Source organism: Oribacterium sinus (assembly GCF_963553175.1).
Taxonomy (GTDB): domain Bacteria; phylum Bacillota; class Clostridia; order Lachnospirales; family Lachnospiraceae; genus Oribacterium; species Oribacterium sinus_B.
This window is the reverse complement of record NZ_CAUVME010000016.1, coordinates 1-25,574: the sequence shown is the minus strand read 5'-3', so window position 1 is coordinate 25,574 and position 25,574 is coordinate 1. Positions and strand designations below refer to the sequence as shown.

Below are 25,574 nucleotides of genomic sequence, written 5' to 3'. Positions count from 1 at the left end.
AAGAATTTAATTTATATTTTTTTTAGAATTTAGTTTCTATTTCTTCTTTTTTTATTTCAAAAAGAATTACAGCTTTACCTTAACAACAACTTTCCTGCATGACATTGGATTGTGTACCGCAACAGCAGGTCTGTGAGCCTCTTCCGGAGAAAGGATGAGATAATCCCCTGCTTTTAAAAGCATTTGAGAATATGCCCCCTTAGGCTCTAAAAAGCAGATATCCTTTCCCTCCGGATTCTCTGTAATCTCACAGGAGGAACGGGCTAGCACATCGATTCTTTCCTCTCCTTCCAGGAGATTCTGGATATCAAAGTAAATGTCATGGGCTTCAAAACGCCGGTCTTTATCCAATGCCGTTTCAAAGCTTTGCACCATGGCAAAGACCTCCTCTCCCAAAATAGGATAGTTTCCGTCTTCCAGTTGCCCCAAATCTTCTCTTTTTAAAAACTGAAACGCCGCTTGAAATCGTTCATTGGATAAATCGTACTTGTCATGATTTTTTAAATTCTGAAATACCATTTAAATTTTCCTCCTTAAGGAATTTCTCCCGCCTGCAAAGGTCCGCCAAAAAGGTAGCCTTGAATAATATCGCATTGATACTCCAGGAGTTTTTCGTACTGCCACTCATCCTCCACACCTTCTACGATAACAACCTTTCCCAAGTCATGAACAATGTCAATCAGGTTTCGAATCACGTCTCCATTGTTCGGCAGGAAATGATCGATTAAGGACTTATCCATTTTCACTGTATTCAAGGGAATATAGGGCAGGTAACTAAAGCTGCTGTAGCCGGTTCCGAAGTCATCCAAATGCAGTTGAATTCCGGCTTCCACCAGACGATTGAAGATTTTCTTGGTCTGCTTACTCTCCTCAAAAAGAATTCCCTCGGTGATTTCCAAAACCACGTATTCATGAGGAATTTCATAACGATCCAGCTGGTAAAAAAGATATTCCACAAAGTCATCATCATAAATCTGATAACTGCTGAAGTTAATGGAGATTGGGCAAAGAGCATGCCCCTCTTCCTTCCACTTGGCCAGCTGTCTTATAACCTGTTCCACCGCAATCTTTCCCAGCTTGGCAATATAGCCATAGCTTTCTGCCACAGGAATAAACTGATCCGGAGAGCAATCCTCATTTCGAATACGCATAAGGGATTCAAAGCCTACTACTTTTCTGGTCTTACAGTCCACCTGGGGCTGATATACCATATAGAAGGAATTCTCCTGAATGGCATTCTCCACAATCTTCAAAATTTGACTGATTTTTTCTTTTTTGTATCGAAGCTCCTCACTATAGAACACCAAGCGGTTTTTTCCCTTCCGTTTTGCAAAGCTCATGGCCAGTCCGGCGTACATTACAATCGTCCGGGGGCTTTCCCCGCCTATGGAAGAGGCCACACCTCCCGAGGCATTCATATATACCGTCTCTTCTCCCACGGTAATTGCCCTTCGGAAGATAGAAAGGATTTCCGCCAGCTCCGGAGAATCCTCCTGCAAACATTTTCTGGGGAAAATAATCATAAACTCATCTCCACCGTAACGGGAAAGAATGACGCCATGATCCTTTTCAAAGCGACGAAGTCGATTGGCCACAGCTACCAGATATAAGTCTCCCGTATCATAGCCCCTGGATTCATTTAACTCTTTTAAATTATCAATGTCCACTAAAACACAGGAGTAATCTTTGCTGTCTCCAATATAATCCGTAAGCCTTGCCAATGCGGTTTGACGGTTCAAAAGCTCCGTCAATAAGTCGTAGCTTAATTTATGTTCCAAATCATCCTTCGCCAGCAAGAGACTCTCATTTTTCTCTTCCAATTCCTGCAGAACCTTCTTACTGTGTAAACGACTCATGAGGAAGTAAACAGCAATCATACATACCGCCAACAGAGGGAAAGCGGCAATAAATAAAAAGCGGGCATAGCGCATAATCCATTGCTGAGGTGTATCTTCCAAGACAACGTTCTTCGGAAGTCGTGCTTTGGAAAGATGGTAAGCACTAAGAACACGATTGTCCACCACAAGCTTTCCCGAGCTATCTTCTTCCGCTGAGATTTTCTCCACATCCTTCTTGCCCGATAACACATCCAACATCAGCAGGCTGGCATCCTTGGCCATTTGTTTTATGTCCGGTGCTCTTCCGGCCAAAAATCCCCTTACATTATCCAACATAGCATAGCTATACACCGGAACATTGACTCTGGACAAAATCATTTTCCTAGCCTGATTGCCCGGGTAGTAATTGCCGTCCTCATCCAATGTGGTAGAAATGTAAAGCACAATACTTTTTTCATCTAATTTCTCAATGGCTTCCAGAAACTCCTCTTTTTTCATCTGAGAAAAATTCAGGCCCGCAAAACGATAGGAGGAAAAGCTTCGTTGCAGGGAGAAAAACTCTTCCTTAGCTTGATTTCCCCAATAAGTATTATCATAAAGCACCATAATGGTATCCGCACCCATTTGCAGGGAAGTTGCCAAGCTTAAAGTATCTTTTAAATAGGAGGGACTGTAATATCCTGAAAACTTGGGATTTTTAGCTGCATTCTTTGCCAGTTCCTGATTGTTGATGCTGAAAAAAATGATGGGAATATCCGGAAAAAGCTCCTCCTGCTTTTCCAAAACGAATTCCAAAGCTCTATCATCCCCCACCAAAACGCCATCATAGGGCTTTTCTCTGTTCTCCAAACGGGTTTGTACAAAGGTATAAATTGCCTCGATATCCTTATCATGTCCAAAATGCTGAAAATCCATGTTGATGGTATCCAAATGAATATTAGATTGATTAATGATGGATTCTATTCCCTCCAGCTCACTGGCAAAAAGCGGAGAAGATGTATCGTAGGAGCTCAGAAAAAGAATGTTCTTTTTCTCCGGGAGCATATAGCTCTCATCGCTCTCCTTCCATTCCTTCCATTCCTTCGGTTTCTGACTGAAAAAGTTCTGCCATGCAAAAAAAGTTAAGAACACAAAAAGAAGCAGACAAAGAAAGCTTGCCAAAAGCAAAGCAAAACGAATAATTTTATTTCGTTCCTTATCTCCCATCTGTGCCACCGGTCCTCCTTACAGGCTTATCGTTTCCTTACAAAATTCTTAATCTCATTATTCTAACGTAAAATGATTTCTCTGGCTACGTAAAAATCTATAATACTTCCTATTTATTTGATTTTTTAGGAAATATCCATAAAAAACAATTTGTATTATTGTAAAAACTATTTATCCTATCTTGCTATTTTTAGACTAAGCCCCCAAAAAAAGAAAAGAAATAGAGTTTACCTTAGAGAAAAGGCAAACCCTACTTATTTTACTCAATATTTTCAATATTACAATCCATGGAAAGGAAATTTAGAGGAATCGTATTTATAAAATACAATTTTCAGTGAATTCCTTAAAACTTATTTGTTTTCTATGTTTTCATTCCTCACAGGAAGCTATACATCCATCTCTCTTCCGCTCTAGATTTATCCTTTGTAATAGATTCGCTCATCTCTTTATTCCCAATTCTTTGTAATAGATTCGCTTATCTCTTTATTCCCAATCCTTTGGAAGCTCTAAAATCGCTCCGCGGTTTCCGCTGGTAACCAGTGCACGGTAACGAACCAGATATCCGTCCAGATCAGGTCTCTTCTTCGGCTTCCAAGCCTTTCTTCTCTTCTCCAGCTCCTCATCACTAAGCTTTACATTCAAGCTATAGTTTGGAATATCGATGGAAATTATATCTCCTTCTTCAATCAGAGCGATAGGTCCACCTACTGCCGCCTCGGGAGAAACGTGTCCGATAGCAGCGCCACGGGAAGCGCCGGAGAAACGACCGTCTGTAATCAGAGCCACGGTACTGCCCAGGCCCATACCCACGATGGCAGAGGTCGGATTCAACATCTCTCTCATTCCGGGACCGCCCTTAGGTCCTTCGTAACGGATTACTACCACATCTCCGGGATTAATCTTTCCGCCCTTGATGGCAGCAATGGCATCCTCTTCACAATCAAAGACTCTGGCAGGTCCTTCATGCACCATCATTTCCGGAGCCACTGCGGAACGCTTTACCACACCGGTATCCGGAGCCAGATTTCCCTTCAGCACCGCAATACCCCCGATAGGCATAAAGGGCTTATCAATAGGACGAATAATCTCCTCATCCTTATTTCTGGCATGGGCGATATTTTCCTCCATAGTCTTTCCGGTAACAGTAATGCCGGAAAGGTCCAAAAGATTCTTCTTGGACAGCTCCTTCATCACCGCATAAACACCGCCAGCTTCGTTCAAATCCTCCATATAGGCATAGCCTGCAGGAGCCAAATGGCAAAGGTTCGGAGTCTTTGCAGAGATTTCGTTGGCATTTTCCACCTTCAACTCAATGCCGCATTCGTGAGCAATGGCAGGAAGATGAAGCATGGTGTTGGTGGAGCATCCCAAAGCCATATCTACCGTAAGCGCATTTCGGAATGCCGCCTCTGTCATAATGCTTCTGGGGCGAATATTTTTCTCAATCATATCCATGATGGCATAGCCCGCCATCTTTGCCAAACGAATACGAGCAGAATAAACCGCAGGAATGGTTCCGTTTCCGGGAAGTCCCATACCGATAACCTCTGTTAAACAGTTCATGGAGTTGGCGGTATACATACCGGAGCAGGAACCGCAGGTAGGACAAACATTTTCCTCATAGAGCTTCAGCTCCTCCATATTAATCTTTCCTGCCTCATACTCTCCCACAGCTTCAAACATGGAAGAAAGAGAACGCTTCTCTCCCCTTACTTTACCGGCAAGCATAGGTCCGCCGGATACGAAAACCGTAGGGATATTTACTCTGGCTGCTGCCATCAAAAGACCGGGCACATTCTTATCACAGTTCGGAATCATGACCAAACCGTCAAACTGGTGTGCCCTTGCCATACATTCTGTGGAATCCGCAATCAAGTCTCTGGTAACCAGAGAATATTTCATGCCGGTATGTCCCATGGCAATACCATCGCAAACCGCAATGGCAGGGAACTCCACCGGCATACCGCCGGCTTCCGCAATACCCATCTTTACCGCTTCCGCAATTTTATCCAGATTAATATGCCCCGGTACGATTTCGTTATAAGAACAAACCACACCAATCATGGGCTTTCTCATCTCTTCCTTGGTATAGCCTAAGGCATTAAATAAACTTCTATGAGGCGCAGACTGTACCCCTTCTCTCACATGCTCACTATTCATAGACTCTCCTTACTCTAAATGCTTTTGATTCCGGTAATAAAATAAGCATTTTACATCAAGATATTCCTTTAAATAGAAGATATAGATCCTTAGCTATCTCTTACATATAATCTTCTTGTAAAACAGAAACCTTGTACAATAATGCTTCTATATACCTATTTCTATAAAAACTTTTTTATTATACCGCATTAACAGCTTTGAGCAGATGTTTTTTTTGAGTTTTCCATGAATTTTTTCTAAATATTTTCAAATAAAATAGACAGAGGAAGAACGAATCTGTACTACGCTTTTTTGCAGTATAGCTTGAGAATAAGGGGTAATGTGAGCCCGTCGGTTCTTAGCTTTTGTCTTTTGAAAGCTTAGAACCGCTACGAGGCGAGCTTAGCGAGAGCGTGCCCCTGTTCCAAGTTATACTGCAAAAAGCGATAAATCATTCTTCTATCTCTGTCTCTATTTTTCTATTATATTTAGAACAAATTCATTAAAACTCATCCATCAGCTCTAAGCTGTGTTCCTTCTGCATCTTCTCACAAGCTTTTAAGAAAGCATCTAATGGAACATTGTTAATCTGCTTATTGGAACCGCGCATATTGATGGATACGGTTCTTTCTTCTTTTTCTCTGTCTCCCAGCACAAGAATATATGGATTCTTATAGTTCTTATAGCCCTTAATCTTCTCCTTCATGTTCTTGTCACTGTAATCAGCTTCAGCTCGAATTCCGATTTCCGTCAGAGCATCATAAACTTCTTTTCCGTAGTCGTTATGCTCTTCTCGAATCGGTACGATGCCTACCTGCTCAGGGCTTAACCAGAAAGGGAAGCTTCCCTTGAAGTTCTCGATAATAATACCGATAAAACGTTCCAGAGAACCGTAAATTGCTCTATGGATTACCACCGGCATAGCGGTGCTTCCTTCAGCAGTCTGGTATGTTAAGCCAAAGTTGTGAGGAAGCTGGAAGTCCAGCTGGATAGTTCCACACTGCCACTCTCTTCCCAAAGCATCCTTAATTTGTAAGTCAATCTTTGGTCCGTAGAAGGCACCGTCTCCTTCATTGATTTCAAAACCGCCCTCTCCGTACTTGTCGGTGAGAATCTTCTTTAAAGCAGCCTCCGCTCTATCCCAAACCTCGATATCTCCCATGAAATCATCAGGTCTTGTGGAGAGCTCTGCACGATAAGTAACACCGAAGGTCTTGTATACTTCATCCGCAATGGAGATGATGTCCGCAATTTCCGCCTCAATCTGAGATTCCATTACGAAGGTATGGTCATCATCCTGACGGAACTCCTGTACACGGAAAAGTCCGTTCATTTGTCCGGATTTTTCCTTTCTATGGAGTACATCATACTCGGAATACCGAATTGGAAGCTCCTTATAGGAACGATTTCTTCTCTTATAGGTAATCATGGCGTTAGGGCAGTTCATGGGCTTTGCCGCCATGGTATCAATATTCTCACGATTGTAGATTACAGAGCCTGCCTGAATCTTTACAATCTTCTCCCCAAGACTGGCATCAGTAGGATGCTCCAGTACACCGGAAAGGTCAGCATCAGCCTTTAACCAGCCGGAAATGCCGGGAACCATAAACATATTGTTAATGTAGTGTGCCCAGTGTCCGGAAATCAACCATAATTTCTTATTATTGATAAGGGGTGCGGAAATCTCCGTGTAACCGTGCTTTGCCTGCACACTTCTGGAATAGGCTAAAAGCGCCTGATACATCTTCCAACCTCTGGGAAGCCAATATGGCATTCCGGGAGCAGTCTCATCAAACATGAAGAGGTCAAGCTGGCTACCCAGCTTCTTATGGTCTCTCTCCTGGGCTTCCTGTAACCACTTCAAATGCTCCTTTAAGGCATTCTTATCCGGGAAGGCAAAAAGATAAACACGCTGTAACTGATCTCTGTGCTCATCTCCACGCCAGTAAGCTCCGGAAATGGATTTAATCTGGAAGGCCACATTCATGAGTTCCTGAGAATTCTCCACATGAGGTCCCCGGCAAAGATCCACAAAATCATCGCCGGTACGATAAATGCTGATGACTTCATCGGCAGGAAGATCCTGAATCAGCTCCTTTTTGAACTTTTGTTTATCAAAGAGCGCCAAGGCCGCCTCGCGGGATAGCTCCTCTCTGGTCCAGTTCTCTCTTCTTTTGATGATTTCTCTCATCTTGTCCTCAATGGTCTTAAAATCCTCCTCGGACAAGGACTTGGGCAGAGCAAAGTCATAATAACAACCATCTTCAATCTGTGGTCCGATCGCATACTGTACCTCCGGACCATACAGCTCCACCATGGCTTTTGCTAAAATATGTGCAAGAGAATGTCTGTATCTCTCTAAAAATTCCTGCTTATCCAATGCCATTACCTCTTTTCTTTTAATCTCTCTATTGCTTTTTCAATTCTCTTTAAGGATTCTTCCTTACCCAGTACGGAAAGAATTTCTGTGGCTCCTGCAGGAGTCATTTGCTTTCCGGAAAGGGCAATACGGATAGGCCACATCATAAAGCCTGTCTTATAGCCCTTTTCCTGACCGAAGGCCTGTAATTTCTCATACAAATGGTCGTTACTGTAGTCATTTTCCTCCTGCAATAAAGGAAGAACCTCTTCCAGAAGGCTTAAAGAATTCTCTAAATTGCACTTTGCCTTTTTATTTTCATAAAGAGAAAGCTCATAGTCCGGTACTTCCTTAAAGAAGGAAACCTGCTCGGGAATGTCCGGGAAGATTTCGATTCTGCTCTTTACCATCTCGGCAATCTTCTTATGATCCAATCCCTCACCTACAGCTTCTTTCACGAAGGGGAGAGCTCTCTCATAGAACTTGTCGAAGTCCATTTTCTTGATGTACTCTCCGTTCATCCAACGAAGCTTACCCATATCGAAAACCGCAGGACTCTTGGAAATTCTGTGATAATCAAAAAGTCGAACCAAATCCTCTAAAGAAAGAATCTCTTCATTTTCCTCAGGGCTCCAGCCTAAAAGAGCCACAAAGTTTACCACCGCTTCAGCCACAAAGCCCTGGTCAATCAAATCCTCAAAGGAGGAGTGTCCGGATCTCTTGGATAACTTCTTATGATTCTCATCCGTAATCAAAGGACAATGAATCAGCTTCGGAGACTCCCAACCGAAGGCATCATAGAGTCTTTGGTACTTAGGGCTGGAGGAGAGATATTCGTTTCCACGAACCACATGGGTAATCCCCATCAAATGGTCATCTATAACATTGGCAAAGTTATAGGTAGGATAGCCGTCGGACTTAATCAGCACCATGTCGTCCAGTTCGCTGTTCTCCACGGTAACATCCCCGTAAAGCTCATCATGGAAAGTAGTGCTGCCTTCTGTCGGATTATTCTGGCGAATAACAAAGGGCAGGCCCTGCTTTAACTTCTCTTCCACCTCTTCTTTAGTAAGAGAAAGACAATGCTTGTCATAATGGAAAAGCGTCTCTCCGTTTACCTCGGTTTGCAGGCTCTTTAAACGTTCCTCGTCACAGAAGCAGTAGTAAGCCTCTCCTTTATCCACCAGCTTCTTGGCATAGTCCATATAAACGCCGGTCTTCACTCGTTCCGACTGCACGTAAGGTCCACAGTCTCCGGGATTATCCGGCCCCTCGTCCCAGAAAAGTCCTGTAGCTTCCAGGGTTCTACGGATAATATCCACAGCGCCTTCCACTTCTCTTTCCTGGTCGGTATCCTCAATACGAAGGAGGAAGTCACCTCCCTCATGCTTGGCAATCAAATAGGCGTACATGCCGGTTCGCAAATTTCCCACATGCATCCTTCCGGTAGGGGAAGGTGCATATCTCGTTCTAATCTTCATTTTTCCCCCTTAAGCTGTGCTTACGCTTCCTGCTTCTCTACCAAATCCTGTGGGCGCATAGAAAGGTTGATTCTGCCCATCTTATCCACTTCCAGAACCTTTACACGAACTTTATCGCCGATATGAACCACATCCTCTACCTTATTCACTCTCTGGTCAGATAGCTTGGAAATGTGAATCATGCCGTCCTTGTTGGGGCTTAACTGTACAAATGCACCGAAATCCATCATTCTGACTACGGTTCCTTCAAAAATCTGTCCCGGCTCAATATCGTTTACAATAGACTCAATGATTTTCTTCGCTCTTTCCAAATCAGGCAGGTTTGTTCCGGAAATGGAAACAGTTCCGTTATCATCAATATCGATCTTCACGCCGGTTTCTTCGATGATACCGTTAATGGTCTTACCCTGCTTTCCGATAACATCTCCAATCTTCTCCGGATTGATAGACATAGTCAAAATCTTCGGTGCATAGGGAGAAAGCTCCGCTCTAGGCTCTGCAATCGCTTCTTTCATAACACCGTTCATAATAAAGAGTCTTGCTTCTCTTGCTCTGCGAATAGCCTCTTCCACGATGGGACGAGTCAGGCCGTGAATCTTAATATCCATCTGGATAGCAGTGATTCCGTCCTCTGTTCCGGTTACCTTAAAGTCCATATCCCCGAAGAAGTCTTCCAAGCCCTGAATGTCAGTAAGTACCAAATACTCATCATCGCTGTCTCCGGTTACAAGACCACAGGAAATTCCGGCAACAGGCTTCTTAATAGGAACACCGGCAGCCATCAAAGACATACAGGATGCACAGGTGGAAGCCATGGAAGTAGAACCGTTGGACTCCATAGTCTCGGAAACGGAACGAATCGCATAGGGGAAATCTTCCACGGAAGGCAGTACAGGGATTAAAGCCTTCTCTGCCAAAGCACCGTGACCGATTTCTCTTCTTCCGGGACCTCTGGAAGCCTTAGCCTCTCCTACGGAATATCCGGGGAAGTTATACTGGTGTAAATAACGCTTTTCCGTTTCAAATTCATTTAAACCTTCTACCTTCTGAACCTCGGAAAGAGGTGCCAGGGTAGTAATATTCATAATCTGGGTCTGTCCTCTCTTAAACATGGCAGAACCATGTACTCTGGGGAGAAGATCTACCTCAGCCTCTAACTTACGAATCTCATCGATGGCTCTTCCGTCCGGTCTCTTATGATCCTTTAAAATCATCTTGCGAACAGTCTTCTTCTCATACTGATAGATGGCATCCGGTAAAATGGCTAAGGCTTCCTCATCATCCTGGAAAGCTTCTACCAATCTTTCACTAAGAAGGGAAACATTGGCATCTCTTTCCGCCTTATCATCGGTAAATACAGCCTTCTCCATCTCCTCCGGCTTTACCACTTCCTTCATCTTCGCAAATAATTCTTCAGGAATGGCGCTGGAAACATAGCTGTGCTTTTCTTTTCCGCATTCTTCGATAATGCTCTCAAAGAAACCGATAATCTGCTGGTTTACATCATGGGCAAGATAAATTGCCTCAATCATCTTGTCCTCCGGAAGCTCGTTAGCTCCGGCTTCGATCATGATAACCTTCTCTTTTGTGGAAGCTACAGTCAATAAAAGGTCGGAAACCGCCTTCTCTCCGTTTCCGGGATTTACCACAAATTCTCCCCCAACCATGCCGATCTGGGTGGTTGCACAGGGACCGTCAAAGGGAACATCGGAAAGACAGGTGGACAGGGAAGAACCAAGCATCGCCAAGAGTTCCGGAGACGCATCCTGATCCACGGATAATACCAGGTTGTTTAATAAAACATCATTTCTATAGTCCTTAGGGAAGAGAGGACGCATAGGACGGTCGATAACTCTTGCGGTTAAAATCGCATTGTCACTGGCTCTTCCTTCTCTCTTCTTAAATCCTCCCGGGAACTTTCCTACGGAATACATCTTCTCCTCGTACTCCACGGAAAGGGGGAAGAAATCAATACCGTCTCTTGGCTTTGCAGAAGCGGTACAGGTGGAAAGCACCGTAGTGTCTCCATAGTGCATCAATGCGGCACCGTTACTTTGCGCGCAAACCCTATCCACATCCACCGTCAGGGTTCTTCCGGCAAGTTCCATTGAATAACTCTTATACATAAATCCTCCTTTGTTTAATCCGGAAGATCCAAAGCCACTGAAGAAACTGTGAGGTTCACCGCCTCTTCAGTGATCTCGGACTACCTTCCGGATAGCTTTTGTCATAGATTCCTATTATACAGGAAAATAAGAAAATGAACAGTAAAAAAGGGCAGAAAAGCCATGCTTTTCCGCCCTGATTCTTCTTACTTTCTGATGCCTAACTTCTCGATTAAGCTTCTGTAACCCTCTAAGTCGGTCTTCTTTAAGTAGTCTAAAAGACCTCTTCTCTGACCTACCATCATCAGAAGTCCTCTTCTACTGTGGTGATCCTTAGGATTGCTCTTTAAGTGCTCGGTAAGCTCAACGATTCTCTCTGTAAGAATCGCTACCTGTACTTCAGGAGATCCGGTGTCTCCGGGCTTTCTTCCGTACTTCGCTACCAACTCTGCTTTTTTCTCTCTTGTAATCATTTGATTCTCCTTTTTTTAGCAATTTCTTGCGTTAACACACGTTAGACTGAGGAAGGCGTTAGGAAATCGCCTTCCTAGGCCTAACGCGAAGTGCTGTGCATTTTATGATAACTTTTCTTCTTCTCCAAAATCAGTCCATAAATGCCAGACTATAATACGCGAATTTCCGGCTTTCGTCAAGGATTTTCACACTTTGCTTTGGCAAAAACCGTAAGTTTCACGAAGCCAGGAAAAGACATTCTTACGACTTCCTCTTTTTACTCTCTTCCTCTACAAAGGCCAAATCCTTCTCCAGCTGACTCTTCAACTCTTCGATATCCTTAAAATGTCTTTGCTCCCGAATAAAGCTGATAAATTCCAAGCGAAGCTTCTCTCCGTAAATATCTCCCTGAAAGCCCAGAATATGTGTTTCTATGGTCAGCGGGTTATTCTCCGCCACACTGGGATTCTTTCCTATGCTGGTCATTCCCTCATAGTAGTCCTTCCCCAGAAGCACGCGAGTATGATACACACCCTCCATGGGGCAAAGCTTTCCTTCCTTCGGGAGAATGTTGGCCGTGGGGAAATTGATGCTTCGCCCGATTTTCTTTCCGTGCACCACGGTGCCGGACAGGGTATAGTACCGTCCCAAAAGCCTTGCCGTCTCTTCCACAGCCCCCTCTTCCAAACATTTCCGGATATAGGTACTGGAAATTTCTACGGATTTCCCGGTGGCATCCCGGGTTAATGCCTTCTCCACCACGGTCAGCTTATAGCCGAAATCCTCAGCCTTTTCCTGAAGCAAGGCCACATCACCTTTTCCCTTATAGCCGAAGCTGCAATCCGTTCCCACCACAAGGTGCTTTACCTTTAAAGCCTTTACCAGAATATCCTCTAGAAATTTCTCCGGAGGCATCTTGGCGGTTTCCAATGTTAAGGGAAAAAGAAAAATCTGGGAAAATCCTGCATTTTGCAAACGAGTATAATGCTCATCCTCCGTACAAAGAAGGTCCTGCCGCTCTCCGGAAAATAAAACCGAAGGATGGGTGGTAAAGGACAAAACGGAAGGCACTAAATTCTCCGCCTTTCCTTCCTTAAACAACTCTTCAAATATTTTTTGGTGTCCGAGATGAAGACCATCAAACTTTCCGAAGGTTAAAATGCTGTCTTTTTGACTGTAAAGGGGCGGCAGCAAGTATGTATCTCTTTCCCCTGCTCCTTCCAGCTTTTCAATTTCCGAAAGTCTGAAGCTATCCTGTAAAGAGAACTCTCCCACTTTTTCTCGCAAAAGCGCAGACATACAGGCTTTGGTCCCCAGCGCTTCTCCGATATCTTTACAGAGGGTACGAATATAGGTTCCCTTGGAGCAATGAATCCGAAAACGAAGCTTAGGACAATCATAGGAAAGAATTTCCAGAGCAAAAATTTCAATTTGGCTGGGCTTCCTTTCTACCGTTTTCCCTTCTCTTGCCAGTTCATAAAGCTTTTTTCCTTCCAGCTTTTTTGCGCTGTACATGGGAGGAATCTGCTCCTGCTTTCCCAGAAAGCGGGGAAGAATCTTTTCAATATCCTCCTCCGAAATAGAAACCTCTTCTTCGGAAAGAATCTTTCCGGTAATGTCCTCCGTATCCGTTTCGATCCCTAAGGTCAATTCCGCCTGATAGATCTTCTCTTTCGCCATCAAAGCATCCACATATTTGGTAGCCTTTCCGACACAGACCAAAAGCACACCTTCCGCCATGGGGTCCAAGGTGCCGGTATGCCCCATCTTTTTTTCTCTTAGAATTCTTCGAAGAGCCCGAAGAACGTCGAAGCTGGTCATCCCCTTTTCTTTATATACATTAATAATTCCATCCATGCTTACTCTCTACATTTTTTATTGCTTTTGAAGCCCTCTGCGTCCAGCTGCTTTCTCATTTCTCCGAAAAGCTTCTCCAAAATCTGCTCCGGACTGCCCTTTAGGCTACAACCTGCTGCCATCTTATGTCCTCCGCCGGAAAAGAAGGCCGCCACCTGTGAAACATCAAAGGCATTGTTGTTGGAACGTAGGCTCACCTTATACAGCTGATTCCCTACCTCATAGAGGAAAATCACCCCATCCACATCTCTGGTTTCCCGAAGGATACTGACCACCATGTCCAGATCTTTTTGTTCCAGATTAAAGGAACGCATATCCTTTAGGCTTAAGGAAGAAGCCAGGATTCTATCCTCACAATAAAGCTTTGCATCCTGCAAGACCTTCCCCGTCATTTTCTGCTGATCCACAGACTTCATGTAGAAGCTGTCATCAATGATGTAGGAAAAAGGAATTCCCTTAGCTATGCATTTCCCTGCAATCTCCATGGTATGCTGAGAAGTACAGTTATACTTAAAAACTCCGGTATCATGGATTAAGCCGGTATAAATGCAGGTAGCCACCGCCTTATCGAAAAACTCTTCTTCCATCAGATCAAAGCTCACCTCGCAGGTACTGGAGGCATCGGGTAAAATAGTATGAAAAGGAAAATCCTCCCCATTACTTGTTACATGATGGTCCACCACATAACAGTTTTTTGCAGACTTTGCCAAAGAGCCGAACTCTCCCAACCTTTCATAAGCTCCGCAGTCGCAAATCAGAGCCAGGTCATAACTCTCCTTTGGCACGTCGTGGCGAATGTCGGAAAAACCGGGAAGATAGGAAAATTTCTCATGGGCCTCCATCAAATAAACCTGTGCTTCCTTCTCCGGATAGCGATTCTTTAAATAATTCTTCCAACCCAGAGTAGATCCCAGGCAATCTCCGTCCGGGCGGGTATGTCCCAGTAGACAAATCCGTTGGGAAGAAGCTAATAATTCCTCCAGCTTGTCTCTCATTCTTCCTCCTCTTTATAGCGATTATCCTGATTTACTACTTCCCCCACAGCTCTTTCCTTATCTTCTTTGCTAACCTGAGATATCAAAGCATCCATTCTGGAACCGTATTCCACGGAGTGATCCGCAATAAATTGCAGTTCCGGTGTATGTCTTAAATTAAGACTCCCGGCCAATTCTCTTCGTAAAAAGCCCCCGGCAGCCTTTAATCCCTCAATGGTTTTTCCCAGCTCCTCTTCACTGCCAAGGCAGGAAACAAAGACCTTACAGTATTGTAAATCCGGAGTAAGGTCCACACCGGTAACGTCACAGAAGGGAGAAACCCTGCTATCCTTTACCTCTTCCCGAATCAAAAGAGAAAGACACCTTCTCACATCCTCATTTCTTCTTTGGTTCTTAAAGCTCAGTTTTTTCACTTTTTACCTCTTTATACTTTCCTAAAAAAGTAGGAACAGGGGAGCCTTCGGCTCCCCTCCCTCTTATCTCTGTTTTACTTCTTCCATAACGTAAACTTCCAACTGATCCAATTCCTGAATATCGGTAAAGTCTTCTAATACAATACCGCATTCCTGCTTGGTTCCCACTTCCTTTACGTCATCCTTAAAATGTCTTACGGAAGCAATGGTTCCATCATATAACTGCTCTCCGCCTCTGGTCAAACGAACCTTGGCACCTCTTTGTACCTTTCCGTCCAGAACGAAGGAACCGGCAATAACACCAACTCCGGAGGACTTAAAGATCATACGAACCTCCGCATGACCGATAACCTTTTCCTCATAAACAGGAGCCAACATTCCCTTCATGGCAAGCTCAATATCTTCAATAGCCTTATAAATGACATTGTAAAGTCTTACGTCTACATTTTCCCGCTCGGCAATATCTCTTGCGGTTGGATCCGGCTTAACGTCAAATCCGATGACGATGGCATTTGAAGCAATAGCCAGGTTAATATCGGACTCATTGATGGCACCAACACCGGCATGAATCACCTTCACCTGAACTTCCGCATTTTCAATCTTCTGTAAGGAATCACGAACCGCTTCCACAGATCCCTGTACATCCGCCTTGATGACAATCGGAAGATCCTTCAGCTCTCCGGCCTTAATCTGGTCAAAGAGGGCATCTAAGCTAACCTTCTTACGGGAATCCTCCACCATCTTCTGCTTTCCTTCACTAACAAAGGTATCCGCATAAGCCTTGGCTTCCTTCTCGTTGTCCTTCACCTGGAAAATTTCTCCCGCATTAGGCACGGAGTTCAATCCTAAAATCTCTACAGGCATGGAAGGTGTTGCCTTCTTGATTCTCTTTCCTTTGTCGTCAATCATGGCACGAACCTTACCGAAGGCAGATCCTACAGCCACCACATCTCCGATATGCAGGGTACCCTTTTGTACCAAAAGACGGGCTACGGAACCTCTTCCCTTGTCCAGCTCCGCCTCGATCACAACACCGTAGGCCTTACGGTTTGGATTCGCCTTTAATTCCAGCACATCCGCCTGTAAAGCAATATTTTCCAAAAGACTTTCCAGTCCTTCTCCGGTTTTTGCAGAAACAGGGCAGCAAATGGTGGTTCCGCCGTAGTCCTCCGCCACCAAATCATAGGCCATTAATTCCTGCTTTACCTTGTCAATATTTGCCGCAGGCTTATCAATCTTATTGATGGCTACAATAATCTCTGTATTGGCCGCCTTGGCATGGTTGATCGCCTCAATGGTCTGGGGCTTAATGCCGTCATCTGCAGCAACAACCAGGATAGCAATATCGGTGGACTGGGCTCCACGCATACGCATAGCAGTGAAGGCTTCATGTCCGGGAGTATCCAAGAAGGTTATCACTCTGTCTTCGTCGTTAACCTTTACCGTTACCTGATAAGCACCGATAGACTGGGTAATTCCGCCATGCTCCTTACTGGTCACATTGGTATTTCGAATCGCATCCAGAATAGAGGTTTTACCGTGGTCAACGTGTCCCATAACCGCTACTACAGGAGGACGGGGCTGTAAATCCTTCTCTTCATCCACTTCGGAATCCTGTACCAGCTCAGCGATAACATCTACCTTCTCTTCCATTTCACAAAGGATGTCGTACTCAACCGCAATATTTTCCGCCTCTTCATACGTTAATTCCGTATTCAGGGTAACCATCTGTCCCTTTAAGAAAAGCTTCTTGATAAGGTCCGCAGACTTCTGCTTCATCTTATCCGCCAATTCCTTAATGGTAATTACCTCCGGTAAAGTAATGGACTTAATGGTTTCTTCCGCAACCTTCACCACTTCCGGCTTAATAAATGCACCCTTTCCGGTCTTCTTTACCTTTACCTGCTCATCTCTCTCGTAGGACTGGGTAGCGCCGTACTTATTCTGCTTTCTGGCAGCACGATTCTTCTGGGAAATGTTGGCCTTTTCATTTTCAAAGCTCTTGTTTCCGTAAACCTTCTTCTGAGGCTTTGTAGCATCATGCTTGATTCTGCTTTGCTTCTCCACAATCTCCGGAGCCGCAGCAATAGCAGGCTTTTTAGGCGTAGCACCGAAACGGGGCTTTCCTGCAAAATCCCCATCCTTTCTGCCTTCTCCACGACTATCGCTTCTTCCTCCGGGAGTAAATCTCTTCTCTGCAGGCTTTCCTGTTCCGAAGCCACTACTTCTGCGCTCTCCTGTAGCCTCTCTACTCTGACTTCTTCCGGGAACAAGTTTAGCCGCAATTCCGGAAACGGAAGGTTTGATTCCGGAAATAGTGGGTCTCTTCGCCTTTTCCTGACTCTCCTTTTCCGCCAAAGCCTTCTTTTCCGCCTCTTCTTTGGCCTTTGCAGCTTCTTCCTGGGCTCTTCTTTCCGCTTCCTGCTTTTCTAAAAGGATTCTTTCCTCTTCCAGCTTCTTCTCCTCTTCAGCCTGTTTTTTTTGAATAGCATTTAAAGCCTTCAAAGGAGTAACCCTTGCAGTTCCGGGAGGCAAGGGTCTTCCATTGGGGGATTTCTTTCCTCCCTCCTCTTTCCCTGCTTCCTTCTTTACCTTGGCCTTTGCCTTATCGGAAAACTGTGTTCTTCCCAGAGGATGATTCTTGTGATTCACCGAATTTTGGGAATGGAAAACTACCGCTAATTTTTTCTTTTTAACGGGAGCTTCCTCACTTTTTTGTTCAATATTTTCTTTCTTATTATCTTCTAACATCCGCATTCCCTCCATCTAAAATCTCAATCATTCTCTTTGCAAAGCCTTCATCCTCTATACAAAGAGAAGAACGCATTTCCTTTCCAATCCCTCTCCCCAGCTCCTCCTTCGTTCCGAAGGAAAATATGGGAATCTGATAATAAAAACAACTTTGTCGGAATTTTTTTTCCGTATTTTCCGAAGCATCGGCAGCCACCAGCACCAATTTGGCCTTATGGGCTTTAATGGACTTTTCTACGGAAAACTCTCCCGCCTTGACCTTTCCGGCCTTCATGGACAAACCCAAGAGTCCCAATATCTTATTTTGCAATTTCTTTGATTTCCTCCCTCAGTCTATCCAAGTCTTCCTTGGGGATTGCTTCCTTGAAGGAACGGAAAAAAGCCTTTTTCTTCTCAGCCTTCTCCAGGCAAGAAAGATTCTTGCAAAGATAAGCGCCTCTTCCATTTTTTCTTCCTTGCAAATCCACGGCATATTCCCCCTCCGGAGAACGGACAATCCGAAGCAAGTCCTTTTTGTCCTTCTTTTCTCCGCAGCCTATGCAGCTTCGTTGTGGCTCTACCTTCATTTTCCCTCCCGGAAAACATCCCTATGGTTCTATCGGTTCTATGAAAATGCTTTTCGAAAAAGACCAATCCTTTTTCGAAAACCAAGTCTCTCTTTTATTTATTCTTCCTCGTAAGCTTCCGCTTCCTCTTCCCCTTCTTCATAGGAAGCATCCTCATAGTCCTCATCATAGCCTAAATCTTCTTCCTCCAGGCTTTCTCCATGGTAATCAATTCCCATTTCATCGAAGATTCCCTGTTCCTGAGCCTGAGACTCGGACTTAATATCAATTTTGTAATTGGTCAGCTTTGCCGCAAGTCTTGCGTTCTGTCCTTCCTTACCGATGGCCAGAGACAACTGATTATCCGGTACAATGACCAAAGCTTCCTTGTTGTCCGGATCCGCAATAACTGCGATTACCTTAGCCGGGGATAAGGAATTCTCAATCAGGTATGCCGGGTTCTCATCATAGTTGATAATATCAATCTTCTCTCCCCGAAGCTCTTCCACGATGGTATTTACACGGTTTCCGTTAAGACCTACACAGGCACCCACTGCATCCACATCCTCTTCATTGGAAATGACTGCCATCTTGGTACGGGAACCTGCCTCTCTGGCAATGGACTTAATCTCCACAATGCCTTCTCTAAGCTCGGAAACCTCCTCAAAGAACAGCTTACGAACCAACTCCGGATGGGTACGGGAAAGCATTAGCTTTGGTCCCTTGGGGCTGTCCTTCACTTCCACCACATAGACCTTTGCTCTTTGTCCGGGAGTCAAATTCTCTCCCGGAATCTGCTCCGCTTCCGCAAGGTAACCATCTACCTTGCCCAAATTCATAATCAGAGCTCTTCCGGTATTCTTTTCCACAAGGGCGGTGAAAATCTTTTTGCTCATAGCATAATATTCTTCAAAGAGGTTCTTTCTCTCTTCCTCACGAATCTTCTGCACAATCACGCCCTTGGCATTCTGGGCTGCAATTCTACTGAAGGACTTGGAATCAATGGGTACCTGCACCACATCTCCCAAGGTATAGGAAGGATCCATTTCATGGGCTTCTTCCAAGCTGATTTCTGTGGACTTGTCTCCCACCTTCTCTACAACTGTTTTATCTGCCAATACGGAAAACACTGCAGTGTCCGGATTCATGCTTACGTGCACATTGTCTGCGGAACCGAAGTGATTCTTGCAAGCGGTTTGTAATGAAAGCTCGATAGCCTCAATTAAAGCCTGCTTGGAAATTTTCTTTTCCTTCTCTAACATGTCTAGCGCTAAGCGTAATTCCTCGTTCATCGTTTTTACTCCTCTTTATTTTTATCATCAGGCGTTTTCTATCCTAACCGCCTTTTATTCCGCCTGTATTATACTTTCACCTGTTTGTGCTTTACAATTTACTCTTCCGTAGCTTCTTCCTCGGAAAGCAGTTCTTCTTCCACTTCGGAAAGCTCCTCTCCCCCCGGATTATCCTTAAAGCCTAAAGAACATACTTCCAAAATATATTCTTCTTCGATAAAGTCTTCCTTATCCAACCACTTGGACAGCCGTCTGGAAACCATGGCACAGTCATTGACCGTCATGTCCTGTTCGTCTTCTCTAAAAATAAATGCTCTAAGATAATGGGTTCCTGCCTCCAGGGTAAAAGTCACACTATCCAGTACATAGCCCATTCCGGGAAGAATTTCTTCCAAATACGCTTTCGTTCTCTCAATTTCCATGCCAACGCTCCATTCAAGCAAAAGGGACAAGCTGCTGCTTGCCCCTTCCTACGTTACAAATACTGTTACACACTAACACGAAAGCAATGAAAAAACAAGCCTTTTCTTTGTTTTTCTTCACTTTTCACAGCATTTTTTCTTCTATAAATATTGATCCATGTCTCTTTTTAAATATTTCTTCGATTATCCCCATTTTTGCATCTACCGCGTACCAGATCCTTGACTTGCTCTTTATAAGATCCTCATTGAGCTGTACAATGTTATCAGACATAGTCTATTGCCGTCGGTAAAATTAAGTTACCACATAAAACCAACCGAGGCGGCAAGAACTATGCCTGTCTGATGTTTTATAAATCGAAATTATATGCGATATTTTTCAATGCTTTTTACTGAAATTACGTATGAGATGACAAAAATAATCAAATGTAAAATCACTGCTAATGCAATCAAGTTGGTCTGAAGAATAGAATATAGTTTTAATAAAACATTATTAAATTTTGTAATGATAATAGGAAGAATGGTAAATCCTATGAGGATATATCTTCCTTTTTCTACACCAAAATAAAATGATGCGGGAATTACTATCATGTTATAAATTAGCGCAACGTAGAAACCAATGAATGGATACAAAAGGCTAAGCTGTCCAGAATAACTGAAAGTAACAAGGAAGATTATGATACCTGTAAGGAGAGAAATGATGAGCGTGAAAATATATTTCTCCATAGCAATGACATGATAGGAAAGTGGTAGTATACGATAATAATTAACAAGTTTTGTTTTTTCATCTACGGAAATAGTTATTGAAACTTGCATTCCGAATAATATCCCAATAATTATGGAGAACATAAACAGAAACATATCTTTTCCAATATAGACAATAATTGGAATAAGAGACATTAAATATACAGGGGATATTAACTTCAAAATGGACTTAAAATCTTTATAAAGCAACCCTTTCATATATTATTCATTTGATAATTACAAAATTAAATTATCATTTCCTTTCGCTAAAGTGGATTTACTTAGATAGTCATATACTACATTTTCTAAAGAAATTTTATTTCCTTCCAAAATGCAAGAAATATCAGTATTCAAAACAACCTTACCGTTATCGAGTAAGATGATTCTGGAAGCAAATTTTTCTAAGTCGCTAATAATGTGAGTGGAGAAGATAACGGCTGAATGTGTCTTATTAATATATTCTTTCAATAAATGCAAAACTTTTTCTCTTGCAACAGGATCCAGTCCGGTAGTTAATTCATCACAAAATAATATTTCAGGGTTTTGAGCCAGCATGGTGGCCAACATTAATTTATTTTTTGTCCCAAGAGACATTTGCTTTATAGCAATAATCTGTACGTTTAGGAAATTCAGATAATCAAAATATTGCTCTGAACTCCATTTAGGATACCAATCAGCCATGACTGTGCAAATGTCTCTGGGATTAAACTTCTCGCAAAATGGACAAATGCCATCATAGAATGAAACAACAGGATTTTTTTTCCATGAAATAGGCTTCATAACCCTGCCTTTGTAATAAACCTCGCCGGATGACGGAAGGCATCTGCCTTCCAGCAAATTCAAAAAAGTAGTTTTTCCGGCACCGTTAGCGCCAATTAGCCCAACTATATCACACTCATTGAGATAGAAGTCAAATGGCTGTAGTTCAAAAGCAGGATACCTCTTTGATACTTTAGCATAAAATAAAGAGCTCACGATTATCTCCTATTCAAATGTGACCAACAAGTATTAAAGATAATATTGGGGCAGACTATCAACTTAATATTGGTAGCATTTTATATGAACAATGATAGCTCTACCTATAATTATAGTATTACTTTTTGTGCAATTTATCAATATAAAAATAGAGAAGTCAACAATGTAATAGGCATGTTTAACAATATAAAAAATCAACACTAACATAAGTAGCGAGAATTTACAGTTAAGAGACTTAGAGTAAAATTTTAGTTGGCAAAAAAATAGGAAGAGGCCGAAGCCTCTTCTTCATCATACAGAAATAACCTATTCTATAGTTGGCAAAAAATATTAAGGTCAGGAGCTGTATGGTGAATTCTATGTTAGAGGAAAAAGGCATAAGTTTCAAGGAGATTGAGCAAGAAATCTTGGAAAGATATGATGGCAAGTTACATGAGGAAAGAAATGTCTTATCGTAACTGTTCAGAAAAACTGAGCCAAACAACAGGACTATCTATTAGCCATGCTGCAGTCTGGAATGTGATTCAGGCTCTTGGAGATAAGCCGGTACATGATGAGAAGGAACTGGTAGAAACAGGAAAGAAGGAAGATTTAAGGGGGAGCCGGGAAGTTCCTGTATTATTTGAAGAAGCGGATGGCGTTTGGCTTAATCTACAGGGAAAAGATCGTGCAAGAAGAAACTATCCCAAGGCGGAAATGAAGGCGGCAATCGCTTATGACGGATGGGTAGAGAAAAGATTGGAAAAGGATACCGGTATCCGGTCATAGGCCGCATGTTGGGGCTTGATACGGAAATAAGAGGGGATCGCAGGAAGTTGCTTTCTATGGCGGGGTATTAAAGAATCTTTGCTAGGGCTTAGGCTATGCACGAAAAAGACGGTCGCGAGGCTTCCGTAGGGAGCTGCACTCTAGCAACGAAGGCGGGCGCATGTTTGAGCCCGAAGGGCGAGTTTGCGCAGGAGCCTGAGTGCAAAAGCGAGTGCAGCGAGTAGGAAACGTAGTGTGTCTTTGAGGCAGAGCCTAACCCGAAGCAAGACATTCATTAGTCTGTATGAAGGAGTTGCCAACGATTACTTGACAGTAACCTTCCTTTTCTTTCTCCATGGATTCTTCTTTGTTTCTTCCTTCCTTTATGCTATAGTAAGGAAGATTAAAAACACTACATTTTAACGGAAAGATACGAGAATAGAGAAACGGCGAAATTTTTTTCTACGATTCAACGTATGCTATCCTCTTTTCCCCTATGGTGAGGTTTTATGAAATTAATTAGTTTTGCAATCCCCTGTTATAATTCTGCCGCTTATATGCGGAACTGCATTGAAAGCATTCTTCCCGGCGGGGAAGAAGTAGAAATCATCATTGTTGACGATGGTTCCAAAAAAGACAATACCTTGGAAATCGCCAAGGAGTACGAAGAGAAATATCCCGGCATTTGCAAGGCTGTTCATCAAGAAAACGGCGGTCACGGTGAAGCGGTGAACACAGGCCTTAGAAATGCCAGCGGACTTTATTTTAAGGTAGTGGATTCCGATGACTGGTTAGATTCCAAGGTTCTCTCGGATATTTTGGAAAGAATCCGGAATTTAACCCTTTCCGGTGAATCCATTGACATGCTGGTGGCCAACTTCATCTACGATAAGGTGGGACAGGAGAATAAAAAGGTCATGTCCTATGCCAATGCTTTCCCCGAAGATAAGGTGTTTGGCTGGGCTGAAATGAAGAACTTTCACCTGGGACAGTACATTTTAATGCATTCCGTTATTTACCGGACCAAAATGCTAAAGGATTGCGGCTTACAGCTTCCTAAGCATACCTTCTATGTGGATAATCTCTTTGTATATGAACCTCTCCCCCATGTAAAGAAGATTTATTATCTAAATCAAAATCTTTACCACTACTACATCGGTAGAGAGGATCAGTCCGTAAATGAAACCGTTATGATTTCCCGTCTGGACCAGCAGTATAGGGTAAACCGTCTGATGATTGATTGCTGCGATGTCCTTAAGGTACAGCCCAAAAAGCTTCGGAAATATATGATTTTGTATTTGGAAATCATTACCACCGTATCTTCTGTTCTGGCCATTAAGTCCGGTACAGAGGAAAACCTGCAAAGAAAGAAAGAGCTTTGGGCAGAGCTTCGAGAGAAGCACTTCCCCCTATGGTGGAGGATGCGTTCCGGCTTCCTTGGACAAGGCGTAAATCTTCCCGGAAAGATTGGAAACAAGTTAACCATTATGGCGTATAAGCTGACACAGAAGTTTTACGGCTTTAACTAATAAGGTATTTGTGCGCTGAAGAGCTTTACTTTTATCAGGAAGGCACTGAACTATCATTAGGAAATAGATTTTTATTAAACGAGATGCCCCCTATGGCATCTCGTTTTTCTACAAACAGTTTGTTTTAATGGAGAAAGAAGCTATGAACATTGCTATTATTACCGGTGCATCCCGAGGAATCGGTAAAGCCGCGGCCAAGCGTTTTGCAAGAGAAGGTTACAGCCTCTTATTAAATTGCGAAAAAAACTGGACGCTTTTGGAAGAATTGAAAAAGGAAATTCAGTCAGACTTGCCGGAAAACTGTCCGGAAATTTTTCTTTGTAAAGATTTGGGCACAAAAGAAGGCCTTTCCCGTATTCTTGAAGGAAAAAGCCTTTCTAAACTGATTCTTATCGCCAACAGCGGTAAAGACGCTATCAAATTATTGCAAGACTACAGGGAGGAAGAAACAAAGGCTCTTTTGGAAACAAATCTCCTACAACCCTTCACCCTTTGCCAAAACCTCCTGCCCTATCTTTTAAAAGCAAAGGAAGGAAGAATTCTTTTCAGTTCTTCCGTTTGGGGAAACGTAGGGGCTTCCATGGAAAGTCTTTATTCCCTCACCAAAGGCGGAATCTCCACCTTTGCGAAAGCTCTGGGAAAAGAGCTCGCCCCTTCTCACATCTCTGTTAATGCCGTAGCTTTCGGCGCTGTTGACACGGATATGAATTCCTGGCTTAGCGCTGAAGAAAAGCAAAGCTTAGAAGAGGAAATTCCCTACGGCAGAATGGCTACCGTAGAAGAAGCCGCAGACTTTCTCTACCTTCTTTCCAACGCTCCGCTCTACCTTACAGCCCAGGTGATACCCTTTGACGGGGCATGGATTTAAAGTGCTTCTAAAGATTATCGAATTGTGACCTTAAGAATATATAAGCATTATTGTGGTATTGCACAATTCCTTATCTTTAGAAGCGCCGCCGCATCTGATACCATTCCGCATCACCGTGAACAGAAGCAGACTTCCCTTCTAAGACAAAGCCACAGCGACTGTAGAAGGGTATTTTTTCTTTTTTACAGGTAAGCACTGCCCCTTTTCTTCCCTCTTTCTTAGCCTCTTCCAAAAAGACCTGCATCATCTTTGTGGCAATGCCTCTTTTTTGAAACTCAGGGTGGGTATTGACCCCAAAAATCATCTGCCAGTCTCCGTCTTCATCATGGAGACTGACATTTTCATACATTTCATCGAACAAATCTTTTTGATTACTGACGAAGCCGTTGATAAAGGAAATCAGCCTTCCAGCATAAAAAAGAAGAAGGAAATGGTTGCTGTAGGCTTTCAGGCGTTCTTGAAATTGCTCCTTCGTAGCCGCCTCCGCCTTGGGAAAACATTCCGCTTCCAGCCCGGCTACCGCATCCAAATCTGAAGGCTCCGCCTTTCGGAGGCAAAGCGCTTCTTCCTCTAAGCCAATTTCGTTTCCAAAAGCACAGTCCATTTTATCTTCCTTACCTTCTCTTATTGTTCAAAGAATTCTTCCGTTCCATTTTCGATCTTCCCTTTATAAAGGCCGAATACCATTTTTCTCTATTTCTTAACTTTCTTTGCTAAAGCGTTTTTCTCTATGCCTTAGCTTTCTTTGCTAAGGCGTTCTTCTCTATACCTTAGCTTTCTTTGCTAAAGCGTTTTTCTCTATGCCTTAGCTTTCTTTGCTAAAGCGTTTTTCTCTATGCCTTAGCTTTCTTTGCTAAA

At 43.2% G+C, this 25,574-nt stretch carries 20 protein-coding genes and 1 pseudogene; 3 read left to right on the top strand and 18 right to left on the bottom strand.

Features of this window, described 5'->3' with window-relative positions; all coding sequences use genetic code 11:
- Positions 1-66: 66 nt before the first annotated feature.
- The 17 genes from RYO92_RS06040 to RYO92_RS05965 form a co-directional block, all read right to left on the bottom strand.
- A complete protein-coding gene (locus RYO92_RS06040) occupies positions 67-519 on the bottom strand; it encodes a YhcH/YjgK/YiaL family protein (RefSeq protein WP_314833522.1) in 453 nt (150 codons plus the stop codon).
- Between the two features lie 14 nt (positions 520-533).
- The gene (locus RYO92_RS06035; protein WP_315369814.1) at positions 534-3,044 is read right to left on the bottom strand and encodes a bifunctional diguanylate cyclase/phosphodiesterase; all 2,511 of its coding nucleotides are present in this window, start codon (positions 3,042-3,044) and stop codon (positions 534-536) included.
- A 483-nt stretch (positions 3,045-3,527) separates the two neighbouring features.
- Positions 3,528-5,204: a dihydroxy-acid dehydratase gene (gene ilvD, locus RYO92_RS06030; protein ID WP_304070308.1), complete on the bottom strand. Its 1,677-nt coding sequence runs from the start codon at positions 5,202-5,204 to the stop codon at positions 3,528-3,530.
- Positions 5,205-5,685: 481 nt separating this feature from the next.
- Positions 5,686-7,569 (bottom strand): aminoacyl--tRNA ligase-related protein, encoded by a 1,884-nt coding sequence (locus RYO92_RS06025; protein ID WP_331648419.1) that lies wholly within the window; start codon positions 7,567-7,569, stop codon positions 5,686-5,688.
- Positions 7,569-9,023 (bottom strand): glutamate--tRNA ligase, encoded by a 1,455-nt coding sequence (gene gltX, locus RYO92_RS06020; protein ID WP_315369790.1) that lies wholly within the window; start codon positions 9,021-9,023, stop codon positions 7,569-7,571. The genes RYO92_RS06025 and gltX overlap by 1 nt, the downstream gene beginning before the upstream one ends.
- A gap of 20 nt (positions 9,024-9,043) precedes the next feature.
- A complete protein-coding gene (locus tag RYO92_RS06015) occupies positions 9,044-11,149 on the bottom strand; it encodes a polyribonucleotide nucleotidyltransferase (protein WP_315369789.1) in 2,106 nt (701 codons plus the stop codon).
- A 185-nt stretch (positions 11,150-11,334) separates the two neighbouring features.
- A complete protein-coding gene (gene rpsO, locus RYO92_RS06010; protein WP_007155797.1) occupies positions 11,335-11,601 on the bottom strand; it encodes a 30S ribosomal protein S15 in 267 nt (88 codons plus the stop codon).
- Between the two features lie 241 nt (positions 11,602-11,842).
- Positions 11,843-13,438, bottom strand: coding sequence for a tRNA pseudouridine(55) synthase TruB (gene truB, locus RYO92_RS06005; protein ID WP_315369788.1), 1,596 nt, complete (start codon positions 13,436-13,438; stop codon positions 11,843-11,845).
- Between the two features lie 2 nt (positions 13,439-13,440).
- Positions 13,441-14,433 carry a DHH family phosphoesterase gene (locus RYO92_RS06000; protein ID WP_315369787.1) on the bottom strand — a complete coding sequence of 331 codons (993 nt, stop codon included), beginning with the start codon at positions 14,431-14,433 and terminating at the stop codon, positions 13,441-13,443.
- On the bottom strand, positions 14,430-14,846 hold the full coding sequence (gene rbfA / locus RYO92_RS05995) for a 30S ribosome-binding factor RbfA (protein WP_007155794.1): 417 nt from the start codon (positions 14,844-14,846) through the stop codon (positions 14,430-14,432). The genes RYO92_RS06000 and rbfA overlap by 4 nt, the downstream gene beginning before the upstream one ends.
- A 63-nt stretch (positions 14,847-14,909) precedes the next feature.
- Complete coding sequence (gene infB / locus RYO92_RS05990; RefSeq protein WP_315369786.1) at positions 14,910-17,597, bottom strand: translation initiation factor IF-2; 2,688 nt, start codon at positions 17,595-17,597, stop codon at positions 14,910-14,912.
- Entirely contained in the window at positions 17,584-17,907 is a 324-nt protein-coding gene (locus tag RYO92_RS05985) for a L7Ae/L30e/S12e/Gadd45 family ribosomal protein (RefSeq protein WP_314328833.1), read from the bottom strand. Before RYO92_RS05985 ends, infB begins: the two co-directional genes overlap by 14 nt.
- The gene (rnpM, locus tag RYO92_RS05980; RefSeq protein ID WP_007155791.1) at positions 17,897-18,163 is read right to left on the bottom strand and encodes an RNase P modulator RnpM; all 267 of its coding nucleotides are present in this window, start codon (positions 18,161-18,163) and stop codon (positions 17,897-17,899) included. The genes RYO92_RS05985 and rnpM overlap by 11 nt, the downstream gene beginning before the upstream one ends.
- A gap of 98 nt (positions 18,164-18,261) precedes the next feature.
- Positions 18,262-19,434, bottom strand: coding sequence for a transcription termination factor NusA (gene nusA, locus RYO92_RS05975; protein ID WP_007155789.1), 1,173 nt, complete (start codon positions 19,432-19,434; stop codon positions 18,262-18,264).
- 98 nt (positions 19,435-19,532) lie between these two features.
- A complete protein-coding gene (gene rimP / locus RYO92_RS05970) occupies positions 19,533-19,856 on the bottom strand; it encodes a ribosome maturation factor RimP (RefSeq protein WP_315369785.1) in 324 nt (107 codons plus the stop codon).
- Between the two features lie 360 nt (positions 19,857-20,216).
- Complete coding sequence (locus RYO92_RS11225; RefSeq protein ID WP_183681701.1) at positions 20,217-20,816, bottom strand: ABC-2 transporter permease; 600 nt, start codon at positions 20,814-20,816, stop codon at positions 20,217-20,219.
- Positions 20,817-20,834: 18 nt separating this feature from the next.
- Complete coding sequence (locus RYO92_RS05965) at positions 20,835-21,572, bottom strand: ATP-binding cassette domain-containing protein (protein WP_315369784.1); 738 nt, start codon at positions 21,570-21,572, stop codon at positions 20,835-20,837.
- A 441-nt stretch (positions 21,573-22,013) separates the two neighbouring features.
- Here RYO92_RS05965 and RYO92_RS05960 point away from each other — a divergent pair.
- From RYO92_RS05960 to RYO92_RS05950, 3 genes and pseudogenes are all read left to right on the top strand, one after another.
- Positions 22,014-22,298, top strand: a pseudogene (locus RYO92_RS05960) (UPF0236 family transposase-like protein); the annotation flags it as partial.
- 530 nt (positions 22,299-22,828) lie between these two features.
- Positions 22,829-23,848, top strand: a complete 1,020-nt coding sequence (locus RYO92_RS05955; RefSeq protein WP_315369783.1) for a glycosyltransferase family 2 protein — start codon at positions 22,829-22,831, stop codon at positions 23,846-23,848.
- Between the two features lie 142 nt (positions 23,849-23,990).
- The gene (locus RYO92_RS05950; RefSeq protein ID WP_315369782.1) at positions 23,991-24,716 is read left to right on the top strand and encodes an SDR family NAD(P)-dependent oxidoreductase; all 726 of its coding nucleotides are present in this window, start codon (positions 23,991-23,993) and stop codon (positions 24,714-24,716) included.
- A 76-nt stretch (positions 24,717-24,792) separates the two neighbouring features.
- Here RYO92_RS05950 and RYO92_RS05945 read toward each other — a convergent pair whose 3' ends face one another.
- A complete protein-coding gene (locus RYO92_RS05945) occupies positions 24,793-25,320 on the bottom strand; it encodes a GNAT family N-acetyltransferase (RefSeq protein WP_183681690.1) in 528 nt (175 codons plus the stop codon).
- Positions 25,321-25,574: the final 254 nt, after the last annotated feature.

What these genes read in the sequence shown, in the direction of transcription:
- RYO92_RS06040 (WP_314833522.1), bottom strand. Translation starts at nt 519, where the DNA reads ATGGTATTTCAGAATTTAAAAAATCATGACAAGTACGATTTATCCAAT.
- RYO92_RS06035 (WP_315369814.1), bottom strand. Translation starts at nt 3,044, where the DNA reads ATGGGAGATAAGGAACGAAATAAAATTATTCGTTTTGCTTTGCTTTTG.
- ilvD (WP_304070308.1), bottom strand. Translation starts at nt 5,204, where the DNA reads ATGAATAGTGAGCATGTGAGAGAAGGGGTACAGTCTGCGCCTCATAGA.
- RYO92_RS06025 (WP_331648419.1), bottom strand. Translation starts at nt 7,569, where the DNA reads ATGGCATTGGATAAGCAGGAATTTTTAGAGAGATACAGACATTCTCTT.
- gltX (WP_315369790.1), bottom strand. Translation starts at nt 9,023, where the DNA reads ATGAAGATTAGAACGAGATATGCACCTTCCCCTACCGGAAGGATGCAT.
- RYO92_RS06015 (WP_315369789.1), bottom strand. Translation starts at nt 11,149, where the DNA reads ATGTATAAGAGTTATTCAATGGAACTTGCCGGAAGAACCCTGACGGTG.
- rpsO (WP_007155797.1), bottom strand. Translation starts at nt 11,601, where the DNA reads ATGATTACAAGAGAGAAAAAAGCAGAGTTGGTAGCGAAGTACGGAAGA.
- truB (WP_315369788.1), bottom strand. Translation starts at nt 13,438, where the DNA reads ATGGATGGAATTATTAATGTATATAAAGAAAAGGGGATGACCAGCTTC.
- RYO92_RS06000 (WP_315369787.1), bottom strand. Translation starts at nt 14,433, where the DNA reads ATGAGAGACAAGCTGGAGGAATTATTAGCTTCTTCCCAACGGATTTGT.
- infB (WP_315369786.1), bottom strand. Translation starts at nt 17,597, where the DNA reads ATGTTAGAAGATAATAAGAAAGAAAATATTGAACAAAAAAGTGAGGAA.
- rnpM (WP_007155791.1), bottom strand. Translation starts at nt 18,163, where the DNA reads ATGAAGGTAGAGCCACAACGAAGCTGCATAGGCTGCGGAGAAAAGAAG.
- nusA (WP_007155789.1), bottom strand. Translation starts at nt 19,434, where the DNA reads ATGAACGAGGAATTACGCTTAGCGCTAGACATGTTAGAGAAGGAAAAG.
- rimP (WP_315369785.1), bottom strand. Translation starts at nt 19,856, where the DNA reads ATGGAAATTGAGAGAACGAAAGCGTATTTGGAAGAAATTCTTCCCGGA.
- RYO92_RS11225 (WP_183681701.1), bottom strand. Translation starts at nt 20,816, where the DNA reads ATGAAAGGGTTGCTTTATAAAGATTTTAAGTCCATTTTGAAGTTAATA.
- RYO92_RS05955 (WP_315369783.1), top strand. Translation starts at nt 22,829, where the DNA reads ATGAAATTAATTAGTTTTGCAATCCCCTGTTATAATTCTGCCGCTTAT.
- RYO92_RS05950 (WP_315369782.1), top strand. Translation starts at nt 23,991, where the DNA reads ATGAACATTGCTATTATTACCGGTGCATCCCGAGGAATCGGTAAAGCC.
- RYO92_RS05945 (WP_183681690.1), bottom strand. Translation starts at nt 25,320, where the DNA reads ATGGACTGTGCTTTTGGAAACGAAATTGGCTTAGAGGAAGAAGCGCTT.